17 protein-coding genes are annotated in these 15,260 nt (G+C 69.7%); 10 read left to right on the top strand and 7 right to left on the bottom strand.

The annotated features are described in order from the left end of the window. Positions 1–12 precede the first annotated feature (12 nt). A complete protein-coding gene (locus DU484_RS05135; protein ID WP_114585100.1) occupies positions 13–378 on the bottom strand; it encodes a DUF192 domain-containing protein in 366 nt (121 codons plus the stop codon). Between the two features lie 17 nt (positions 379–395). Further along, a complete protein-coding gene (locus tag DU484_RS05130) occupies positions 396–1,124 on the bottom strand; it encodes a hypothetical protein (protein ID WP_114605277.1) in 729 nt (242 codons plus the stop codon). 169 nt (positions 1,125–1,293) lie between these two features. Here DU484_RS05130 and DU484_RS05125 point away from each other — a divergent pair, with 169 nt between their 5' ends. From DU484_RS05125 to DU484_RS05095, 8 genes are all read left to right on the top strand, one after another. Next, complete coding sequence (locus tag DU484_RS05125; protein WP_157969256.1) at positions 1,294–2,250, top strand: hypothetical protein; 957 nt, start codon at positions 1,294–1,296, stop codon at positions 2,248–2,250. Between the two features lie 81 nt (positions 2,251–2,331). Continuing rightward, positions 2,332–2,541 carry a zinc ribbon domain-containing protein gene (locus tag DU484_RS05120; protein WP_114585097.1) on the top strand — a complete coding sequence of 70 codons (210 nt, stop codon included), beginning with the start codon at positions 2,332–2,334 and terminating at the stop codon, positions 2,539–2,541. After that, on the top strand, positions 2,542–2,718 hold the full coding sequence (locus DU484_RS19925; protein WP_187347767.1) for a hypothetical protein: 177 nt from the start codon (positions 2,542–2,544) through the stop codon (positions 2,716–2,718). A gap of 113 nt (positions 2,719–2,831) precedes the next feature. Further along, a complete protein-coding gene (locus DU484_RS05115) occupies positions 2,832–3,986 on the top strand; it encodes a multicopper oxidase domain-containing protein (protein ID WP_114605276.1) in 1,155 nt (384 codons plus the stop codon). 35 nt (positions 3,987–4,021) lie between these two features. Then, entirely contained in the window at positions 4,022–4,642 is a 621-nt protein-coding gene (locus tag DU484_RS05110) for a DUF7097 family protein (protein ID WP_114605275.1), read from the top strand. Positions 4,643–4,688: 46 nt separating this feature from the next. Further along, positions 4,689–5,237 carry a GMP synthase subunit A gene (locus DU484_RS05105; protein WP_114585095.1) on the top strand — a complete coding sequence of 183 codons (549 nt, stop codon included), beginning with the start codon at positions 4,689–4,691 and terminating at the stop codon, positions 5,235–5,237. A gap of 164 nt (positions 5,238–5,401) precedes the next feature. Continuing rightward, on the top strand, positions 5,402–7,309 hold the full coding sequence (locus DU484_RS05100) for a DUF2070 family protein (RefSeq protein ID WP_114605274.1): 1,908 nt from the start codon (positions 5,402–5,404) through the stop codon (positions 7,307–7,309). A 48-nt stretch (positions 7,310–7,357) separates the two neighbouring features. Then, positions 7,358–8,479 carry a DUF373 family protein gene (locus tag DU484_RS05095; protein WP_114605273.1) on the top strand — a complete coding sequence of 374 codons (1,122 nt, stop codon included), beginning with the start codon at positions 7,358–7,360 and terminating at the stop codon, positions 8,477–8,479. Here DU484_RS05095 and DU484_RS05090 read toward each other — a convergent pair. The 4 genes from DU484_RS05090 to DU484_RS05075 form a co-directional block, all read right to left on the bottom strand. After that, positions 8,476–9,318 carry a polyprenyl synthetase family protein gene (locus tag DU484_RS05090; protein WP_114585092.1) on the bottom strand — a complete coding sequence of 281 codons (843 nt, stop codon included), beginning with the start codon at positions 9,316–9,318 and terminating at the stop codon, positions 8,476–8,478. The two genes, DU484_RS05095 and DU484_RS05090, sit on opposite strands and share 4 nt — an antisense overlap. A gap of 94 nt (positions 9,319–9,412) precedes the next feature. After that, positions 9,413–10,366 (bottom strand): electron transfer flavoprotein subunit alpha/FixB family protein, encoded by a 954-nt coding sequence (locus tag DU484_RS05085; protein WP_114605272.1) that lies wholly within the window; start codon positions 10,364–10,366, stop codon positions 9,413–9,415. Continuing rightward, positions 10,363–11,154, bottom strand: a complete 792-nt coding sequence (locus DU484_RS05080; protein WP_114605271.1) for an electron transfer flavoprotein subunit beta/FixA family protein — start codon at positions 11,152–11,154, stop codon at positions 10,363–10,365. The genes DU484_RS05085 and DU484_RS05080 overlap by 4 nt, the downstream gene beginning before the upstream one ends. A gap of 273 nt (positions 11,155–11,427) precedes the next feature. Then, a complete protein-coding gene (locus tag DU484_RS05075) occupies positions 11,428–12,582 on the bottom strand; it encodes a helix-turn-helix transcriptional regulator (protein ID WP_114605270.1) in 1,155 nt (384 codons plus the stop codon). A gap of 129 nt (positions 12,583–12,711) precedes the next feature. Between DU484_RS05075 and DU484_RS05070 the strand changes: the two genes are divergently transcribed. Both DU484_RS05070 and DU484_RS05065 read left to right on the top strand, forming a co-directional pair. Next, positions 12,712–14,085 carry a DUF7096 domain-containing protein gene (locus DU484_RS05070; protein WP_114605269.1) on the top strand — a complete coding sequence of 458 codons (1,374 nt, stop codon included), beginning with the start codon at positions 12,712–12,714 and terminating at the stop codon, positions 14,083–14,085. 16 nt (positions 14,086–14,101) lie between these two features. After that, positions 14,102–14,536, top strand: coding sequence for a type IV pilin (locus DU484_RS05065; RefSeq protein WP_114585087.1), 435 nt, complete (start codon positions 14,102–14,104; stop codon positions 14,534–14,536). Positions 14,537–14,562: 26 nt separating this feature from the next. On the opposite strand, the gene DU484_RS05060 is transcribed toward DU484_RS05065, so the two are convergent. Beyond that, a complete protein-coding gene (locus DU484_RS05060; RefSeq protein WP_114585086.1) occupies positions 14,563–15,198 on the bottom strand; it encodes a methyltransferase domain-containing protein in 636 nt (211 codons plus the stop codon). Positions 15,199–15,260: the final 62 nt, after the last annotated feature.

Below are 15,260 nucleotides of genomic sequence, written 5' to 3'. Positions count from 1 at the left end.
CTCCGTACCCGGTCATCCGTCTTCGACTCGGACGGTGTCCCCCGCACGAACGCCGTCGGCGGCGCCGGCGGGGAGTTCGATCACGACGTCGGCGGCGGCGCGTCCGAGCCCCGTCCACGCGGACAGACGGGCGACGCGTTCGACCCGCCCGCCGCGGAGCCAGACGGCGTCGATGTCGAAGGGCACACAGACCATGTGGAGGGTTCGGGGGGCGGCGCCGTCGAAGGGAAAGACGAGCGCCGAGCCGTCGGGGAAGGAGCGGCGGAACATGAGCCCGCGGGCCCTGGCGAGAAACGAGTCGGCGACGGTCACGTCCGTGGCGAGGACGCGGGCATCGGCGTCGTCGCCACCGCCGCCGTCGTGAACGATTCGTGGCATCCGGAAGTCGGGGGAGGTCAGAGCTGTCGGGAGGTGGTCGGGGACACCCGGTCGGTCCGGGAAGAGCCGCCGTTCGATCCGTCCATCGAGCCGGCGAGGGCGACGAACGCGGCGACGCCGGCCGCACAGGCGACGGCCGTGACGAGGACGCCGAGCGCGAGTTCGACGAGCGGCGGCAGGAGGGCGGTGAGGGTGGCGATAACCGCGAGCGAGAGGGGGACGGCGACGACGGCGAGGCCGACGGCGGCGACGCGGCCGCGGGAACCGCGGGCGCGCGTCCAGGTCCGTTCGACGGCCCGGCCGATGGGTTCCCCGTCGGCCGCGACGGCGACGAATACCAGCGGCAGGTGGACGAGGACGAGCAGTCCGGGGACGACGAGAAGCGCGAGGCCGACGGCCGCGGCGACGACGCCGCCGACGGCGACGACGACGGCGCGGGCGTAGGCGAGCGCCGTCCGGCCGACCGTCTCACTCGTCCCGAGCGCGTCGGACTCGGGCGCGAACGTCCGCGCCAGCGCCGCGAGCGTCACGACGACGGCGACGGTGGCCGCGGTGAGCCCCCCGACCGCGCCGAGCGCCGTGAGGGGCAACGTCGTGTCGTAGGCAACCTGCATGGCCGACGCCAGCCCCGACCGGGCGAGGAGTGTGTTGAGCGTAGCGTTCCACGCGGCGATAGCGACGAACAGCGTGACCACGAGCACGGCCGCTCGTGAGCGGGCAGCGCCGGACGTACCGAGGAGGGTCATCGTTTTCCTCCGTGTGTCGGTGACGACCTATAGATTTTTATCGGAATCTGATACGTGTCTGACGCGCGTCGCACAGCGTGGCTCGAACACCGAATTTCGGCCGCGTAGCGTCTAACGTGCGTCTGACAGTATCGATACGCTTTACCGGATCCGCGCGTAGGCGTCGCGTATGGATCGACGCGCGTTCCTCGTCGCCCTGACCCCGTTCGTGGCCGGCTGCTTCGGCGGCCAGCGAAGTCAGCCGACGGCAACCTCCACCGAGACGCCGGAACCGACCCCCACCGAGACGCCGGAACCGACACCCACCGAAACGCCGGAGCCGACGGCGACGCCCGAACCCGAGGCGTCGCCGGAGGCGGCCCAGCACATCGACAACGCCCAGGACCGTCTCACGGAGTCCGTCTACGTCTACACCGGCGGCGTCACCGACGACCTCCTGTCGGTGACGGCCGAGACGGAGGAGTTCCGGGCGCGGGACGTCCTCCTCCGTCTCGACCGGGTGCAGCGAGCCATCGCCGCCGCGGAGGCCGACGCGACGACCGACGAACAGCGGGCGACCATCGCGTCGCTCGATTCGATGCAGCGCTTCCTCACGCTGGCGACCGACGCCCAGTCGTGGCTCATCGACGGCCACGACGCGCTCACGGAGGCGTACACCCACCTCGACGAGCGCGATCTCTCCGACGCCGAGGCGGACATCGAGTCGGTCGAGACGGCCGCCGAGGAGGTGAGCGAACCGATGACGACCATCGAGGAGGAGATGGCCCCCGAGAACGCGTCCGTCACCGACGCCGTCGACGCCGACGAGTACGAGACGAAGGTGACACAGCTGAGCGACGAGACGGAGATTCTCGAAGCCCTCGGCGACGACGCCGCCGACATCCGCGAGGGCCTCACGCTGATCGACGAGGCGCGCGACGACGCCGACGACGACCGGGAGGAGGAGGCGGCCGACACGGCCGACCGGGCGTACGAACTCCTGAGCGACGTGGAGGACCGCCTCGACGAGCGGGTGTCGGACCTGCCCGGTCGCGCCGACGCCTTCGAAGACGTGGCCGACGACCTGCTGGATCTGGCGTCGAGCGCCGCCACCACGGCCGAAGTCGTCTACGACAACAATTCCTGACGGCCGACCGTGTGAGTGACTCTCACAAACTGGCGTTTGACCCACCGCCAGTATTTGCATCGTCGACGACGACCCGTACCCATGGACACCGACGACCGCGGCTGCCCGAAGTGTGGTCACACCGAGACCGACGTAGGGACGATTTCGACCACCGGTGGCGGCCTCAGCAAGATGTTCGACATCCAGACGAACGCCTTCGAGGTCGTGTCGTGTACGAACTGCGGCTACTCGGAACTGTACCGCGACACGGGCGGACGGGGAAGCGACATCGTCGACGTGTTTCTCGGATAGATGGCCGACGGGGGTGCACTCGTCCTCGTCGTCCTCCTCTTCGCCGTGGTCGGGCCCCTCCTGCTCTACGCGCTCGTCCGCGCCGAACACGACGACCGCGAGGTGATGGATCGCTCGGCCGCCGAACGCGCCGCCCGTCGCGACGTGGACGACGACTCGGAGCGGAAGCGACGCTGACCGCGGACGGATACTTATAATACCCGAACGGATTCGGGGTTTCGTCACGGCGTTGCCAGCTACGGAGAACCGTCGAGTGAGGCTTGTATACCCCGAATCAACGACCTCCTGTAATGACGAACCAAGTTGGCGCTCCCGGGACGAATCTCTCGCGTCGGCAGTTCATGAAGGCGACCGGTACGGCGGGGGTGTTCGGACTCGCGGGCTGTGCGGCCCCGACGAACACGAACCCCTCGAAGGCGGCGGCGGAGACGGCGGCCCAGGGGTCGTCCGCGTCCGCGTCGCTCCCGAAGGCGGCCAAACCGGAAGTCGTCGACGTGACCGAACAGGGCAATCAGGTGACGCTGCGGGCGGTCACGTCGTCGCTTCCGGTCCACCCCGGCAGTTCGATGGGCGGTCCCGTCGAGTTGCCGCGGGTCTGGGCGTGGCAGGCCGACGACCGCGCGCCGAGCGTTCCCGGTCCCATCATCCGGACGACGGAGGGCGAGGACGTCGAGGTGACCCTCGACAACACCGAGGCCGACATGCCCCACACCGTCCACTTCCACGGCGTCCGCAAGACGTGGGAGAACGACGGCGTCCCGACGACGACGGGCATCACGGTGATGCCCGGCGAGAAACACACCTACGAGATTCCGGCGAACGTGCCCGGCACCCACCTCTATCACTGTCACTACCAGACCCACCGCCACATCGACATGGGGATGTACGGCGTCTTCCGCGTCGATCCGGAGGGGTACGAGCCGGCCGATCAGGAACTGTTCATGACCGTCAAGGACTGGGACTCCCGGCTCAACCGGCAGATGGCGGGCGAGGACGTGAGCTACAGCCCCCGTGACCGCCGCCCCGACGTGTTCACCATCAACGGTCGGGCGGCGCCGCGAACCCTCCACCCGGAGGACGGTTCACCGGTCCTCGTCTCGCAGGGCGACACCGTCCGCATCCACTTCGCCAACAACGGCTACATGAACCACCCGATCCACACCCACAACCACCGGTTCCGGGTGGTCGAGAAGGACGGCTCGAAGATTCCGGACGTGGCCCAGTACGAGGAGGACATCCTCGACCTGGCGCCCGCGGAGCGCAAGACGGTCGAGTTCGAGGCGGACGCCGACCCCGGCATCTACCTCATGCACTGTCACAAGGTGAGCCACGCGATGAACGGGGACTCCTACCCCGGCGGGATGGTCGGCGGCATCGTCTACGAGTCCGCGATGGATTCGGACGTGTTCGCGCAGTTGATGGAGTACGCGGGGTACGAGCCGTAAACAGGTTCATAGGGTGGGAGCGCCCACCGACGGCCATGGAGCGGACGCCCACGGGCACGCCCGTCGGCGTAGACGACCCCTACGCCCACGCGGGCCGCTGTGACCACCTCACCGGCGACGGTCGGTGCCGGTTCGCCCTCGAACGCGCCGGCGACAGCGGGGGACGACGTCCCCCGAGCAGCGAGGGACACAGTCCCTCGGGCAGTCGGCCGGAGGCCGACGACAGCCGGCCGGCGGCCGGCGACGACCCCGCGTTCGTGGCCGCCCGCCGCGCCGACGACTACGACTGCGTCGTCGCCGGCGACGCCGACTGGTCGGACTGCCCCCACTACCGCTCGACGACCGACGGCCACGAGTGTCGGCGCTGCGGACTCGACGAGGTACGGATAGCCCACGAGAACGCCCGTCCCCTGCTGGAGGAACACCACCTGTCGTACGGCGGCGGGGAGAGAGACGGCGACGATCCGGCCCACGAGATCACCGTCGCCCTCTGTCGCTGGTGTCACGCGAAGGTCCACGCGGGGTGGGCGCGGATCGACGACGACGTGAATCCGGACGCGGAAGCCATCGCCACCCGCGAGGAGCGCCGGAGCAAGGAGCAGGCGGAACTCGGTTTCCGGACCGCGGCGGAGCGCGACGGCCGCGACGAGCGCTGACGCACTTCCGATTCCCTTTTACGCGCTACTGGATTACGACGGCGTAATGACTCGAATCGTCGTCGTCGACAACCACGGTCAGTTCACGCACCTGGAGCACCGGGCGCTCCGCGACGCGGGCGTGGACACCGACATCGTCGACAACACGACGCCGCCCGAGGACCTCGACGTGGACGGCCTCGTCCTCTCGGGCGGCCCCGACATGGACCGGATCGGCCGCTGTGCGGAGTACCTCGAGATGGACGTGCCCGTCCTCGGCATCTGCCTCGGCATGCAGATCATGGCCACCCAACTCGACGGCGCCGTCGACGCCGGCGACTACGGCGGCTACGCCGACGTGACGGTGCGCATCGTCGACGCGGACGACCCGGTCGTCGGGTCGCTCGCCCCCGAGACGCGGGTGTGGGCGAGCCACGCCGACGAGGTAGTCGAACTCCCCACCGGCTTCACTCACACCGCGACGAGCGACGTCTGCGACATCGAGGCGATGAGCGACGCGGACCGGGACCTCTACGGCGTCCAGTGGCACCCCGAAGTGGCCCACACCGAGGAGGGCGAGGAACTGTTCGCGAACTTCATCGAGCGCTGTCGCTGATACGGGCTATTGTACGTCTTCACCGGACCGTCTCGGCGAACCACCGGCAAACAGTTACAATAAGCCGGACGAGCCCGGGATCGCCGGACGGGCGGACGACGCCCGGCCGACCGATCACGGTGAAGGGAGGGATTTACCACGCCCCGCCTCGTCGGAGCGACTGAATGACGGCGACCCAGTCCGACCTCGCGGGCCTGTCGCGGTACATCTTCACCGCGCCGAGCTGGTACGCCAGTCTGGGGTTCGCCCTCGCCATCGCGGCGATGGCCGGCATCGCCGCCTTCGACTCCGGCGTCAGCGATCCGACGTGGCGGAACCTGCTCATCCTCGGCCGGGACGCCTGGCAGGGCATCTTCTTCATCGGGCTTCCGACGGTCATCGCGTCGGTCGGGACGACCGGCGTCGACCGCTTCGTCGGCGGGAAGCTCACCCCGAACCGGTCGTCGCTGCTCGCCCTGCTCTGTGAGCTCATCCTCGTCGCCATCGTCATCGGCGCCGGCATCGTCTCCCTGGTCACGCCGCTCGGCCAGACGTTCGTCTACGACGCCCTGGTCATCGCGCTCGCCTCCATCTTCGCGTTCCGCCTGCTGGTCGTCATGGCCGTCTCGCAGTCGTCGCTCCTCATCGCCGCGGTGCCAGCCAGCCTCCAGACCCTCGTCTCGGCCGTCTTCCTGTTCGTCTACAGCGGCACCGTCCGGTTTCTGGAACTCGGCGGCCCCCTCGTCGACGCCTACCTGATGCCCTACCTCTCGCGGGCCTCGGAGGCCCCGCCGGAACTCTGGGTCATCGACGCCCACCACTTCCAACTGCTCGCGATCACGTGCGTGCTCTACGCCGGCGCCGTCTACGTCTTCATCCGGGTGATCGACCGCCCCTGGCAGCGCAGCCTCGGCGTCTCCGTCCTCGATTTCATCCGTGGCTTCGTCGGCCACGTCGCCGAGGGGTCGCGGGAACTGGAGGACTTCTTCGAGAAACTCGGCGAGGAGGCCATCGTCCCCGTCACCGTCCTCGCCTTCCGGCGGCTGGACGGCACGCAGAAGGCGCGGTTCGTCCTGCCGATGATCCACCCCGGCCCCATGGGAGAAATCGGCGGCGGGAACTTCCCCGTCCGCGTCGCGGAACACACCGACGGCCTCGTCTTCCCGCCCCACGCCACCGCCGGCCACGACTTCAACCTCGTCACCGAGCGCGAGGTGGATGCGATTCTCGACGCCATCGACGCCGCGCAGGCGAACCTCACCTACACATCGGAGGCGACCCGGAGCGTCCGCACGGGGGCCGGCGAGGCGTCGATGCTCGGACAGGCCTTCGGCGACGACGCCCTCCTCGTCGCCACGTACGCCCCCGGATTCGCCGACGACGTGGAGTACGGCGTCGGCCTCTCGGCGGCGGCCGAGGCCCGAACCGCCGGCCTCGACGACGTGCTCCTCGTCGACGCCCACAACTCCAACAACGGCCTGCAGGGCGATGACCTGGGTCACGTCACCCCCGGCAGCCAGCGCGCGTTCGACATGATCACCGCCGCGAAACAGGCTGGCGGCCGGTTGCGCGAGGCGCCGACCGGGCGGGTCCACCTCGGCGTCGCGTGGGAGCGCACCGACTGGGACGCCATCGACGGCATCGGTCCCCTCGGAATCCGGGTTGCCGTCGTCGAAGTCGGCGGGCAGCACACGGCGTACGTCCTCGTCGACGGCAACAACATGGTACCCGGCCTGCGGAATCGAGTCGTCGACGCGGTGACCGCCCGTGGTCCCATCGACGCCGCCGAGGTGATGACGACCGACACGCACATCGTCAACACCGTCGAGGCGGACAACCAGATCGGCGCCGCCATCGACCACGGCGCGTTCGTGGCGACCATCGAACGACTGGTCGACGCCGCGGTCGACGACCTCGAACCGGTCGAGGCGGGGCTGGCGACCGAGCGCGCGACGGTGACGGTGTTCGGCAACGACCGCACGGAGACGCTCGCCAGCCACGCCAACGCCGTCGTCTCGATGGGTGGGGCGCTCGCCGCCGTCATCATCCTCGTCGCCATGGCGGTCAGCATCCTGATCTTCTTCCTGACGTAGGGGCCACAGGCCCGAAAACAGAAATACGCGGACGGCATATCGTCGACCGTGCTCCTGGTGCTCTGTGTCGACCTCGACGACGACCTCGGCCGCAAGACCGGCATCGAGACGCCGGTCGTCGGCCGTGACGCCGTTCGAGACGCCGCCGTCGCCCTCGCCACCGCGGACCCCGAGGACTCCGACGTGAACGTCATGTTCCAGGGGTTGCACGTCCTCGACGACCTGCGCGCGAGCGAGTCCGAGGAGGTCGAAGTCGCCGCCGTCACCGGCCTGCAGGGCAGCGAGGTGCGAGCGACCCGGAAAGTCGGCAACGAGGTCGATACGGTGCTCGCCGGACTCTCGACCGGCGAACCCGTCCGCGCCATCGTCATCACCGACGGTGCCCAAGACGAGTCGGTGCTCCCCGTGATCCGGTCGCGGGTGCCCATCGACAGCGTCCGCCGGGTGGTCGTCCGGCAGGCCCAGAATCTGGAGTCGATGTACTACACGATGAAGCAGGTGCTCGCCGACCCCGAAACGCGGGGCACCCTCCTGGTGCCGCTCGGCATCCTGTTGCTCATCTACCCCTTCGTCACCATCGCCACCTTCTTCGACGTGCCCGGCGCGGCCGTCCTCGGGCTCATCTCCGCGCTGCTCGGCCTCTACACGCTGTTCCGGGGCCTTGGCCTCGAATCGACGGTCGACGAGGCCGCCGACCGCGTGCGGAACTTCCTCTACGCCGGCCGGGTGACGATCATCACGTACGTCGTCGCCGCGGCGCTGTTGATCGTCGGTGGCGCCGAGGGCGTCCAGACCCTCCGGACCGTCGAGGCCGGCCTCGGCGAGTCGCCCTCGGCCGTGACGGTGCTCGCGGCGCTCGTCCACGGTGCCATCCGGTGGTTCGCCGCCGCCGGCATCACGAGTAGCTTGGGACAGGTCACCGACGAGTGTCTGGCCGACCGGTTCAAGTGGCGCTACCTGAACGCTCCCTTCTACGTCGTCGCCATCGCCATCGTCCTCTACGCCGTCTCGGGCTTCCTCCTCCCGGCCGTGTCCGGGGTGACGACGCTCACCCTCACCGACCTCGCGGTGGCGCTCACCGTCGGGACGCTACTCGGCGTCCTGAGCACGCTCACCTTCGCACTCGCCGAGGCCCGGTACCCGACGGGCGTCGACCCTGCGGAAGTCTAGCGCTCCCGGACCACGACGAACTCCGCGAGGTCCTGGAGATACTCGACGGCGTCGACCTCCTCCGTCTCGGCCGTCGACAGCGCCGCGAGCGCGCGGTCCGACTCGCGCTGGGCGCGCTCGTTCGCCGCCTCCGGCGAGAGGTTCGTCACCTGCACCAGCGAGGGGCGGTCCATCTCGGCGTCCTGTCCGGTCGGCTTGCCGAGCGCCGCCGCGTCCGCGGTGGCGTCCAATACGTCGTCGCGGATCTGGAAGGCGACGCCGACGCGTTCGGCGTAGTCGCCGAGCGACTCGACGGTGAAGGCGTCGGCGCCCCCGGCCACCGCGCCGAGTTCCGCCGCCGCCCGGAAGAGGACGCCCGTCTTCCGCCGGGCGAGTTCCATGTACTCCGCCTCGTTCTCGGGACGGGCGACCAGTTCCGTCGCCTCGCCCTCGCCGAGTTCCACCATCGCCTCTGCGACGATGCGCATGGCGCGTTCGTTCTCCGAAAAGAGGGCGAAGGCTTCGCCGAGCAGGCCGTCGCTGGCGATGATCGCCGGACCGTAGCCGAACTCCGCCCACGCGCTCGGGGTCCCGCGCCGCACCTCGGAGCGATCGATGATATCGTCGATCACCAGCGACGCGTTGTGGACGAGTTCGATCCCCACGGCGAAGTCGACGGCGTCCCCCGGCGTACCGCCGACGGCCTCGCAGGTGAGCACCGTCACCGCCGGCCGGACCCGCTTGCCGCCCGAGAGCGCGACGTGGTCGAGCTCCGCCGCGAGTTCCGGCGGTTCGACCGCCTCGATGAGCGACTCCAACCGGTCGTTCACCAGCCCGACACGGCGATCCAGATACTCCATCGTCCGCTCAAGGGACGGGCGCGGCAAGTACGTGACGCTATCGGAGCATTCGACCCGATCCCGTGACCGGGTGTGCGGCGACGTCCGACCGCGCCTAGTCGAACCGCTCGATCAGTTCGGGCACCACGTCGAACAGGTCGTCGACGATGCCGTAGTCCGCGATGTCGAAGATCGGCGCGTCCGGGTCGGTGTTGATCGCGATGATCGTGTCGGCGCCTTTCATCCCCGCAACGTGCTGGACCGCCCCCGAGATGCCGATGGCGAGATACACTTTCGGCGTGACGACCTTCCCCGACTGGCCGACCTGCCGGTTCTTCGGCAGCCAGCCGTTGTCGACGATGGGACGCGACGCCGCCAGCGTCGCGTCCAGCGCCTCGGCTAGCTCCTCGATCAGGTCGAGGTTCTCCTCCTCCTCGATGCCGCGGCCGACGGAGACGACGAACTCCGCCTCGCTGATGTCCACGTCGCCGGCGCCGACCTCTTCGAACCCCCGCACCGTCGAGCGGATCGACGACTCGTCGACGTCGACGTCGAACGGCTCGACGGCGGCGTCGCCGACCCCCTCGGCGGCCGGCCACTCACCGCCGCGGATCGTCAGCGCGACTGGCTCGCTCGTCACGTCGATCACCGTCTCCACCTTCGACCCGTACATCTCGCGGGTGACCGTCAGGCCGTCCTCGTAGTCGAGGGCGACGGCGTCGGTGACCAGCGGGAGCGACAGGCGCGTCGCGACGGCGGGGGCGTAGTCCAGCCCGTTGACGCTGTTCGGCATCACGACGGCCGCAGGGTCGAACGCGTCGGCGAGCGCCGTCACCGCGGCGGCCGTCACGTCGTGGTTGAACTCCTCGCCCCCGGCGACGGTGTGGACGGCGTCGACGCCCTCGCAGTCGAGTTTCTCGGCGAACCGCTCCACGTCGCCGCCGACGACGGCGGCACGGAGGTCACCACCCATCGCGTCGGCCAGTTCGCGACCCACGGTCAGGAGTTCGTAGCTCACCGGCCGGAGTTCGCCCCGGCGGTGGTCGGCGACGACGAGGACGTCGCTCATTCCGCGCCCACCCCCGCGTCCCGCAGGACCGTCTCGAGTTCGGCCGCCGTCTCCTCGGCCGATCCCTCGAAGACCGTGGCATCGGACTCGCTCTCGGGTTTCGACATCCCCGCGAGTGTCAGGTCGTCGTCGACGAGCCCCGGGTCGAGGTCGAGGTCGGCGAGCGTGTGGACGGCGAGTTCCTTGCGCTGGGCCCGTCGAATCCCGCGGAGGCTGGCGTAGCGCGGCTCGTTGATCCCGGTCTGGATCGTCAGCACGGCGGGCAGATCGACCGTGGTCAGTTCCTCGACGCCGCCTTCGAGTTCGCGGCGAACCGAGGCCTCGCCGTCCGTCAACTCCAGGTCGTTCACCACGGCGGCCCACCCCATATCGAGCAGGTCCGCGAGGGCGACGCCGGTGGCGCCGAAGCCGGTGTCCGCGGCCTGGACGCCCGAGAGCACGAGGTCGGGGTCCTCCGCCTCGGCGACGGCGGCGAGAACCCGGGCGGTCGTCGTCGGGTCGAGGACGTCAGCCTCGGCGAGCGCGTCGTCCCAGACGCGGACCGCGCGGTCGACGCCTTTCGCCAGGGCCATGCGGACCGTCTCCTCGCTTCGCTCCGGGCCGATCGTGACGGCGACGACCTCCACGTCCTCGTCGCGGTCCTCCGCGATGCGGACCGCGGCCTCGACGGCGTAGTCGTCCCACTCGTTGAGGTCGTACTCGAGGTACGTCTCCGGGATCGAGAGCCCCTCAATTTCGAAGTCGTCGGCGACTTCGGCGACCTCCTTGACGGTCACGAGAATCTTCATGCGCGAGTTCTTCCCGTGCGGGGAGTAAACGTTTTCCGAAGCGACGGGAGCGGGGCGACGGTCGTCAGGGACCCTCGTCACGGACCGCCCGGTAGCCGTAGAACGCCCCGAGGAACCACGCCAAGCTGGCGAGGATCAGTCCACCGAAGAACACGCGTCGCCGTACGGGAGCGCTGTCGTCGCCCACAGGCGGGTGGTGACGGGCACCGCGATGCCGGCGGCGAACGATCCGATGGCGATCCGGGAGGGAGTCATCCACGTCCGGTGGGCGGCCTACGGCTCCTCGTCCGGCAGGGAAATGAGGTTCTCCCGGCCGAGACGGAGCTTTTCGATCCGTCCCTCGTCGGCCATCGTCGAGAGCAGTTGTGACACCTTGGCGTCGGACCAGCCGGTCTCCCGGACGATGCGGGCCTGCTTCATCCGCCCGCCGTTCTGGTCGAGGAGGTGTTCGACGCGCTCTTCGTCCGAGAGGAGGGCGGGGTCGACGACGTCTCCGGCTTCGTCGTCGTCTTCAGCCGCGTCGTCGACAGCCCCCCCGGTCTCGCCGCCCGCATCGATCGCGTCCGGCGGCGCCTCCACCGCTCCGGCGTCGGTCGGTTCGTCCGGGGCGTCCGACGGCGCCTCGTCCGCCGAGTCGCGGCGGCGGGAGTACACGATGGCGGCGACGAGAGCCAGACCGACGACCAAGGCGCCGCCGATCAGCGACCACGGCGGGCCGGCGTTCGGTTCTGGCTCGGGTTCGACTGCAGTCTCCTGATACGAGATGGAGAGCGGCTCCCTGAAGGTGTGCGGGCCGTCGATGACGACCGATCCGTTGTCGAGGCCGAACCGCGTGTCCGTCACCTGGTAGCCCTCGGGCGTCTCCACGACCAGCCGCTGGGACGGGCCGATGGATGCGAGCCAGGTGCGGTTGTCGGGCATCAACACCGCGTCCCGGATCACGAAGCCGGCGTCGGTGTCGGTCACGAAGTTCGTCCAGGTGAAGGAGAGGCTGAGGGTGCCGGTGCCGTTCCGAACGGTCGCCGTTCGACTCACGTTCCGAACCGCCATCTCGCGACCGGTCTCGCGGCCGGCGGCCGCCGCGAGCGTCCGAAAGAACTCGGCGTCGAGGCCGACGTCGGTCTCCGCGGCCTCGAACTCGCGGCCGTAGTCGGCGAAGGCGGCGCGATCCGACGACGTCGAGAGGTTGTACCGGACGGAGACGGTCCAGCGCGCGTTGCCGTCGGGATCTGGGGCGATGTAGAGTTCGGTGACCTCGGGGTCGTCGATGCGGGCGAGGGACGGACCCACGAGTACCGGCCGGTCGGCGCCGATCGACGGACCGTCGGCGACGGAAGCGGGGGCCGTCCCGCCGTCTTCGAGTGCCACCGCGGGGACCGTCCCGGCACAGAGGACGAGGAGGGCGAGGAGGGGCACGGCAATCCGCATTAGTTCGTGCGTCTCGATGTGACGGGAAAACGCTTTCCATCGGGGGAGAGGCGCTGTCGTGGGGGTAGCGGGCGTCAGACACGTACCGGAAGGCGGGGTTTTAGTAGCCAGCGAGTGTACCGTCGCCCGATGAGAGCCCTCCCTGTCATCGCGGTTGCCCTCCTCCTCCTCTGCTCCGCCGTGGTGGGAGCGACCGGCGGCCTCGCCGGATCGCCGACGAACGGGGCCGCCGGTACCGCACCGCTCGGCGGTACCGGCACGGCGCCGGCGCTCGAACCCTCCACTCACGTCGCGCAAACCGGCGACGCGTCCCTCCAGCAGATCAACGTCCTCGACGTCCCGCCCAGGTCGGTCGAGCGCTGGGGCATCGAACAGCAGTACGTCGACCTCGGGCCGGCGCTGGGCCTGTCGGCGAACGCGACGACCGATCACCTCCAGACACGCGCGATGGTCGAGCGCGTCGAGTCCGCGAACACGACCGCCGAGCGTCGGGAGCGCCTCGAAACGGCGCTGCAGGACCTCGAAGCGCGCGTCGACGACCTCGACGAGCGACAGACGACCGCCGTGGCGGCGTACGGCCGCGGCGAGGCGAGCGCCCGCGAACTGCTCGTCACCCTCGTCCGCGTGAGCATCGCCGCGGAGGAACTCAACGACCGACGGAACCGCATCGAGGAGCTAGCCGCCGACACCCGCGGCTTCGACGTCGACCGCGGTCGGCTGGCCTCCATCGGCAACCAGCTCTCGGCGTTCAGGGGGCCGGTGCGAGCGCACGCCGCGGCCGTCCTCCGTGGCGAGGCCGACCCCCACCGGTTCTACCTGGCGACCGGCCCACGGAGCGTCACCGTCTCGACCGTCCTCGACGACACGTATCTCCGGGAGGCGTACCGCGGCGACCTCCGGAACGGCGCCGGCGACGCTATCGAACTCGAAGTGGCACTCGACATCGTCGCGGCGAGCTACCCCGTCATCTGGAACACGACGCGCGAGCAGACGCAGGTGTTCGGCGGCGGCGAGACCTACCCGGTCCGCATCGGACACAGCCGCGGCGACCTGACGGCGTTCGTCGACAGCGACGCACGGGTCGTCTACGCCGAACACCAGCGCCGCCCGCTCGCGTCGATGGTCGCGGACCAGCGGGCCGAGGGGACCGGCGACGGGGTGCGCCTCGTGGTGAACCAGACGTATCCCGGCGGGCCGGCACAGGTCCGCGTCGTCGACTCGGTGACCGGCGATCCGATCGACGCGACCGTCTCGCTGGCCATCGAGACGGGCGACGCGACGCGGCTCGGCACCACCGGCGACGACGGCGTCCTGTGGACGCTCTCGCCGTACCGCCGCTACACCGTCACCGTCGAGGCGCAGGGCGAATCCGCCGAGGCCGTCGTCGAACCCGGCGCCCCACCGCGGGTGGACAGGGAACCGCGGGCCGACGACAACGCGACGCCGACGCCGACGCCGCCGCTCGTCGCCGACTCGGCCGACGCGGACGTTTATCACCGATAGGGAAGCCACCGACCCCATGGCTGGCCGTGCCGCCGCTACCGGCGTCGTCTGTGCCATCGTCGTCGGGACGGCCGTCGCGGCCGTCGGCCTCGGGGTACTTCCCACGGCGCCGACCGTCGCCGGCGCGACCCTCGCGGTCGACGGGGATCGGCTCGTCCTGACCCACCGGGCGGGTGAGTCGGTCGACGTGCGCCGCCTCGACGTGGTCGTCCGCGTCGACGGCGACCCCCTGCGCCACCAGCCGCCGGTTCCGTTCTTCTCGGCGCGAGGGTTTCGGCCGGGACCGACCGGACCGTTCAACGCCGCCGCCGATCCGACGTGGGAGGTTGGGGAACGCGCGTCGGTTCGGCTGGCATCGACGAACCAGCCGCAGGTCGTGGCCGGCGCTCGCGTAACGGTCACGCTTCGCTACGACGGGCGGCAACTGGTGACGCTGACGGCGACGGTCTAGCAGTGAGTGAAAGTCATTGCACAGTTTCACTCGCTACGATCGTTCTCGGGAACCCGCGCCAGCGTCGTGATGGCGATGTCCGGGTTGTACGCCGGTCCCATCGTGACGTGGTTCACGTCGTCGAAGCCGGCCTCGGCGAACATGCGGTCGGCCTCCGCTTCGTCGTAAAAGAGCATGATTGCGTCCGCGAGCCGCTGGAACACGGAGCTGCTGGGGTAGTTGGGGCCGACGACGAGAACCGGGCCGCCGGGCTCGACGATCCGGCGAAACTCCGCCAGCGCGTCGACCGGGTTGGGCCAGTATTCGATGGAGCCGGAGGACCAGACGGCGTCGAAGCTGTCGTCCTTGAACGGGAGGCGTTCGGCGTCGCCGCGGTAGAAGTTCACCTCGTCGGTCCGGCCGAACTTCGTGAACGCCTTCTCCATCTGGTGGATGCTCTGGTCGAGACCGTGGACGTCGTCGGTGTACTGGAGGAGGCCCTCGGTGCCGAAGCCGGTGCCACAGCCCACGTCGAGCACCCGGTCGTCGGGGGCGAGATCGAGGAGTTCCAGCGCCTCCGCGCGCATCTCCTCGTTCCAGATGAACGGGTTGACCTGGTCGTACACCTTCGAAAGGTACTTGTAGAACAGCCGCGCCCGAGATTTGTCTTCGAGGATGCCCATTTAAATCCGGGTTAGGATCGGATCGTCATAACGGTGGGGATTCGCGGGCGGGGCGCGGGTGT

Origin of the sequence: Haloplanus rubicundus (assembly GCF_003342675.1) — an archaeon.
Classification (GTDB): domain Archaea; phylum Halobacteriota; class Halobacteria; order Halobacteriales; family Haloferacaceae; genus Haloplanus; species Haloplanus rubicundus.
This window is presented reverse-complemented; position numbering and strand designations above follow the sequence as displayed.

Bases quoted from the DNA above. Each gene is read 5' to 3' on its own strand.
- DU484_RS05135 (WP_114585100.1), bottom strand. From the start codon at position 378: ATGCCACGAATCGTTCACGACGGCGGCGGTGGCGACGACGCCGATGCC.
- DU484_RS05130 (WP_114605277.1), bottom strand. From the start codon at position 1,124: ATGACCCTCCTCGGTACGTCCGGCGCTGCCCGCTCACGAGCGGCCGTG.
- DU484_RS05125 (WP_157969256.1), top strand. From the start codon at position 1,294: ATGGATCGACGCGCGTTCCTCGTCGCCCTGACCCCGTTCGTGGCCGGC.
- DU484_RS05120 (WP_114585097.1), top strand. From the start codon at position 2,332: ATGGACACCGACGACCGCGGCTGCCCGAAGTGTGGTCACACCGAGACC.
- DU484_RS19925 (WP_187347767.1), top strand. From the start codon at position 2,542: ATGGCCGACGGGGGTGCACTCGTCCTCGTCGTCCTCCTCTTCGCCGTG.
- DU484_RS05115 (WP_114605276.1), top strand. From the start codon at position 2,832: ATGACGAACCAAGTTGGCGCTCCCGGGACGAATCTCTCGCGTCGGCAG.
- DU484_RS05110 (WP_114605275.1), top strand. From the start codon at position 4,022: ATGGAGCGGACGCCCACGGGCACGCCCGTCGGCGTAGACGACCCCTAC.
- DU484_RS05105 (WP_114585095.1), top strand. From the start codon at position 4,689: ATGACTCGAATCGTCGTCGTCGACAACCACGGTCAGTTCACGCACCTG.
- DU484_RS05100 (WP_114605274.1), top strand. From the start codon at position 5,402: ATGACGGCGACCCAGTCCGACCTCGCGGGCCTGTCGCGGTACATCTTC.
- DU484_RS05090 (WP_114585092.1), bottom strand. From the start codon at position 9,318: ATGGAGTATCTGGATCGCCGTGTCGGGCTGGTGAACGACCGGTTGGAG.
- DU484_RS05085 (WP_114605272.1), bottom strand. From the start codon at position 10,366: ATGAGCGACGTCCTCGTCGTCGCCGACCACCGCCGGGGCGAACTCCGG.
- DU484_RS05080 (WP_114605271.1), bottom strand. From the start codon at position 11,154: ATGAAGATTCTCGTGACCGTCAAGGAGGTCGCCGAAGTCGCCGACGAC.
- DU484_RS05075 (WP_114605270.1), bottom strand. From the start codon at position 12,582: ATGCGGATTGCCGTGCCCCTCCTCGCCCTCCTCGTCCTCTGTGCCGGG.
- DU484_RS05070 (WP_114605269.1), top strand. From the start codon at position 12,712: ATGAGAGCCCTCCCTGTCATCGCGGTTGCCCTCCTCCTCCTCTGCTCC.
- DU484_RS05065 (WP_114585087.1), top strand. From the start codon at position 14,102: ATGGCTGGCCGTGCCGCCGCTACCGGCGTCGTCTGTGCCATCGTCGTC.
- DU484_RS05060 (WP_114585086.1), bottom strand. From the start codon at position 15,198: ATGGGCATCCTCGAAGACAAATCTCGGGCGCGGCTGTTCTACAAGTAC.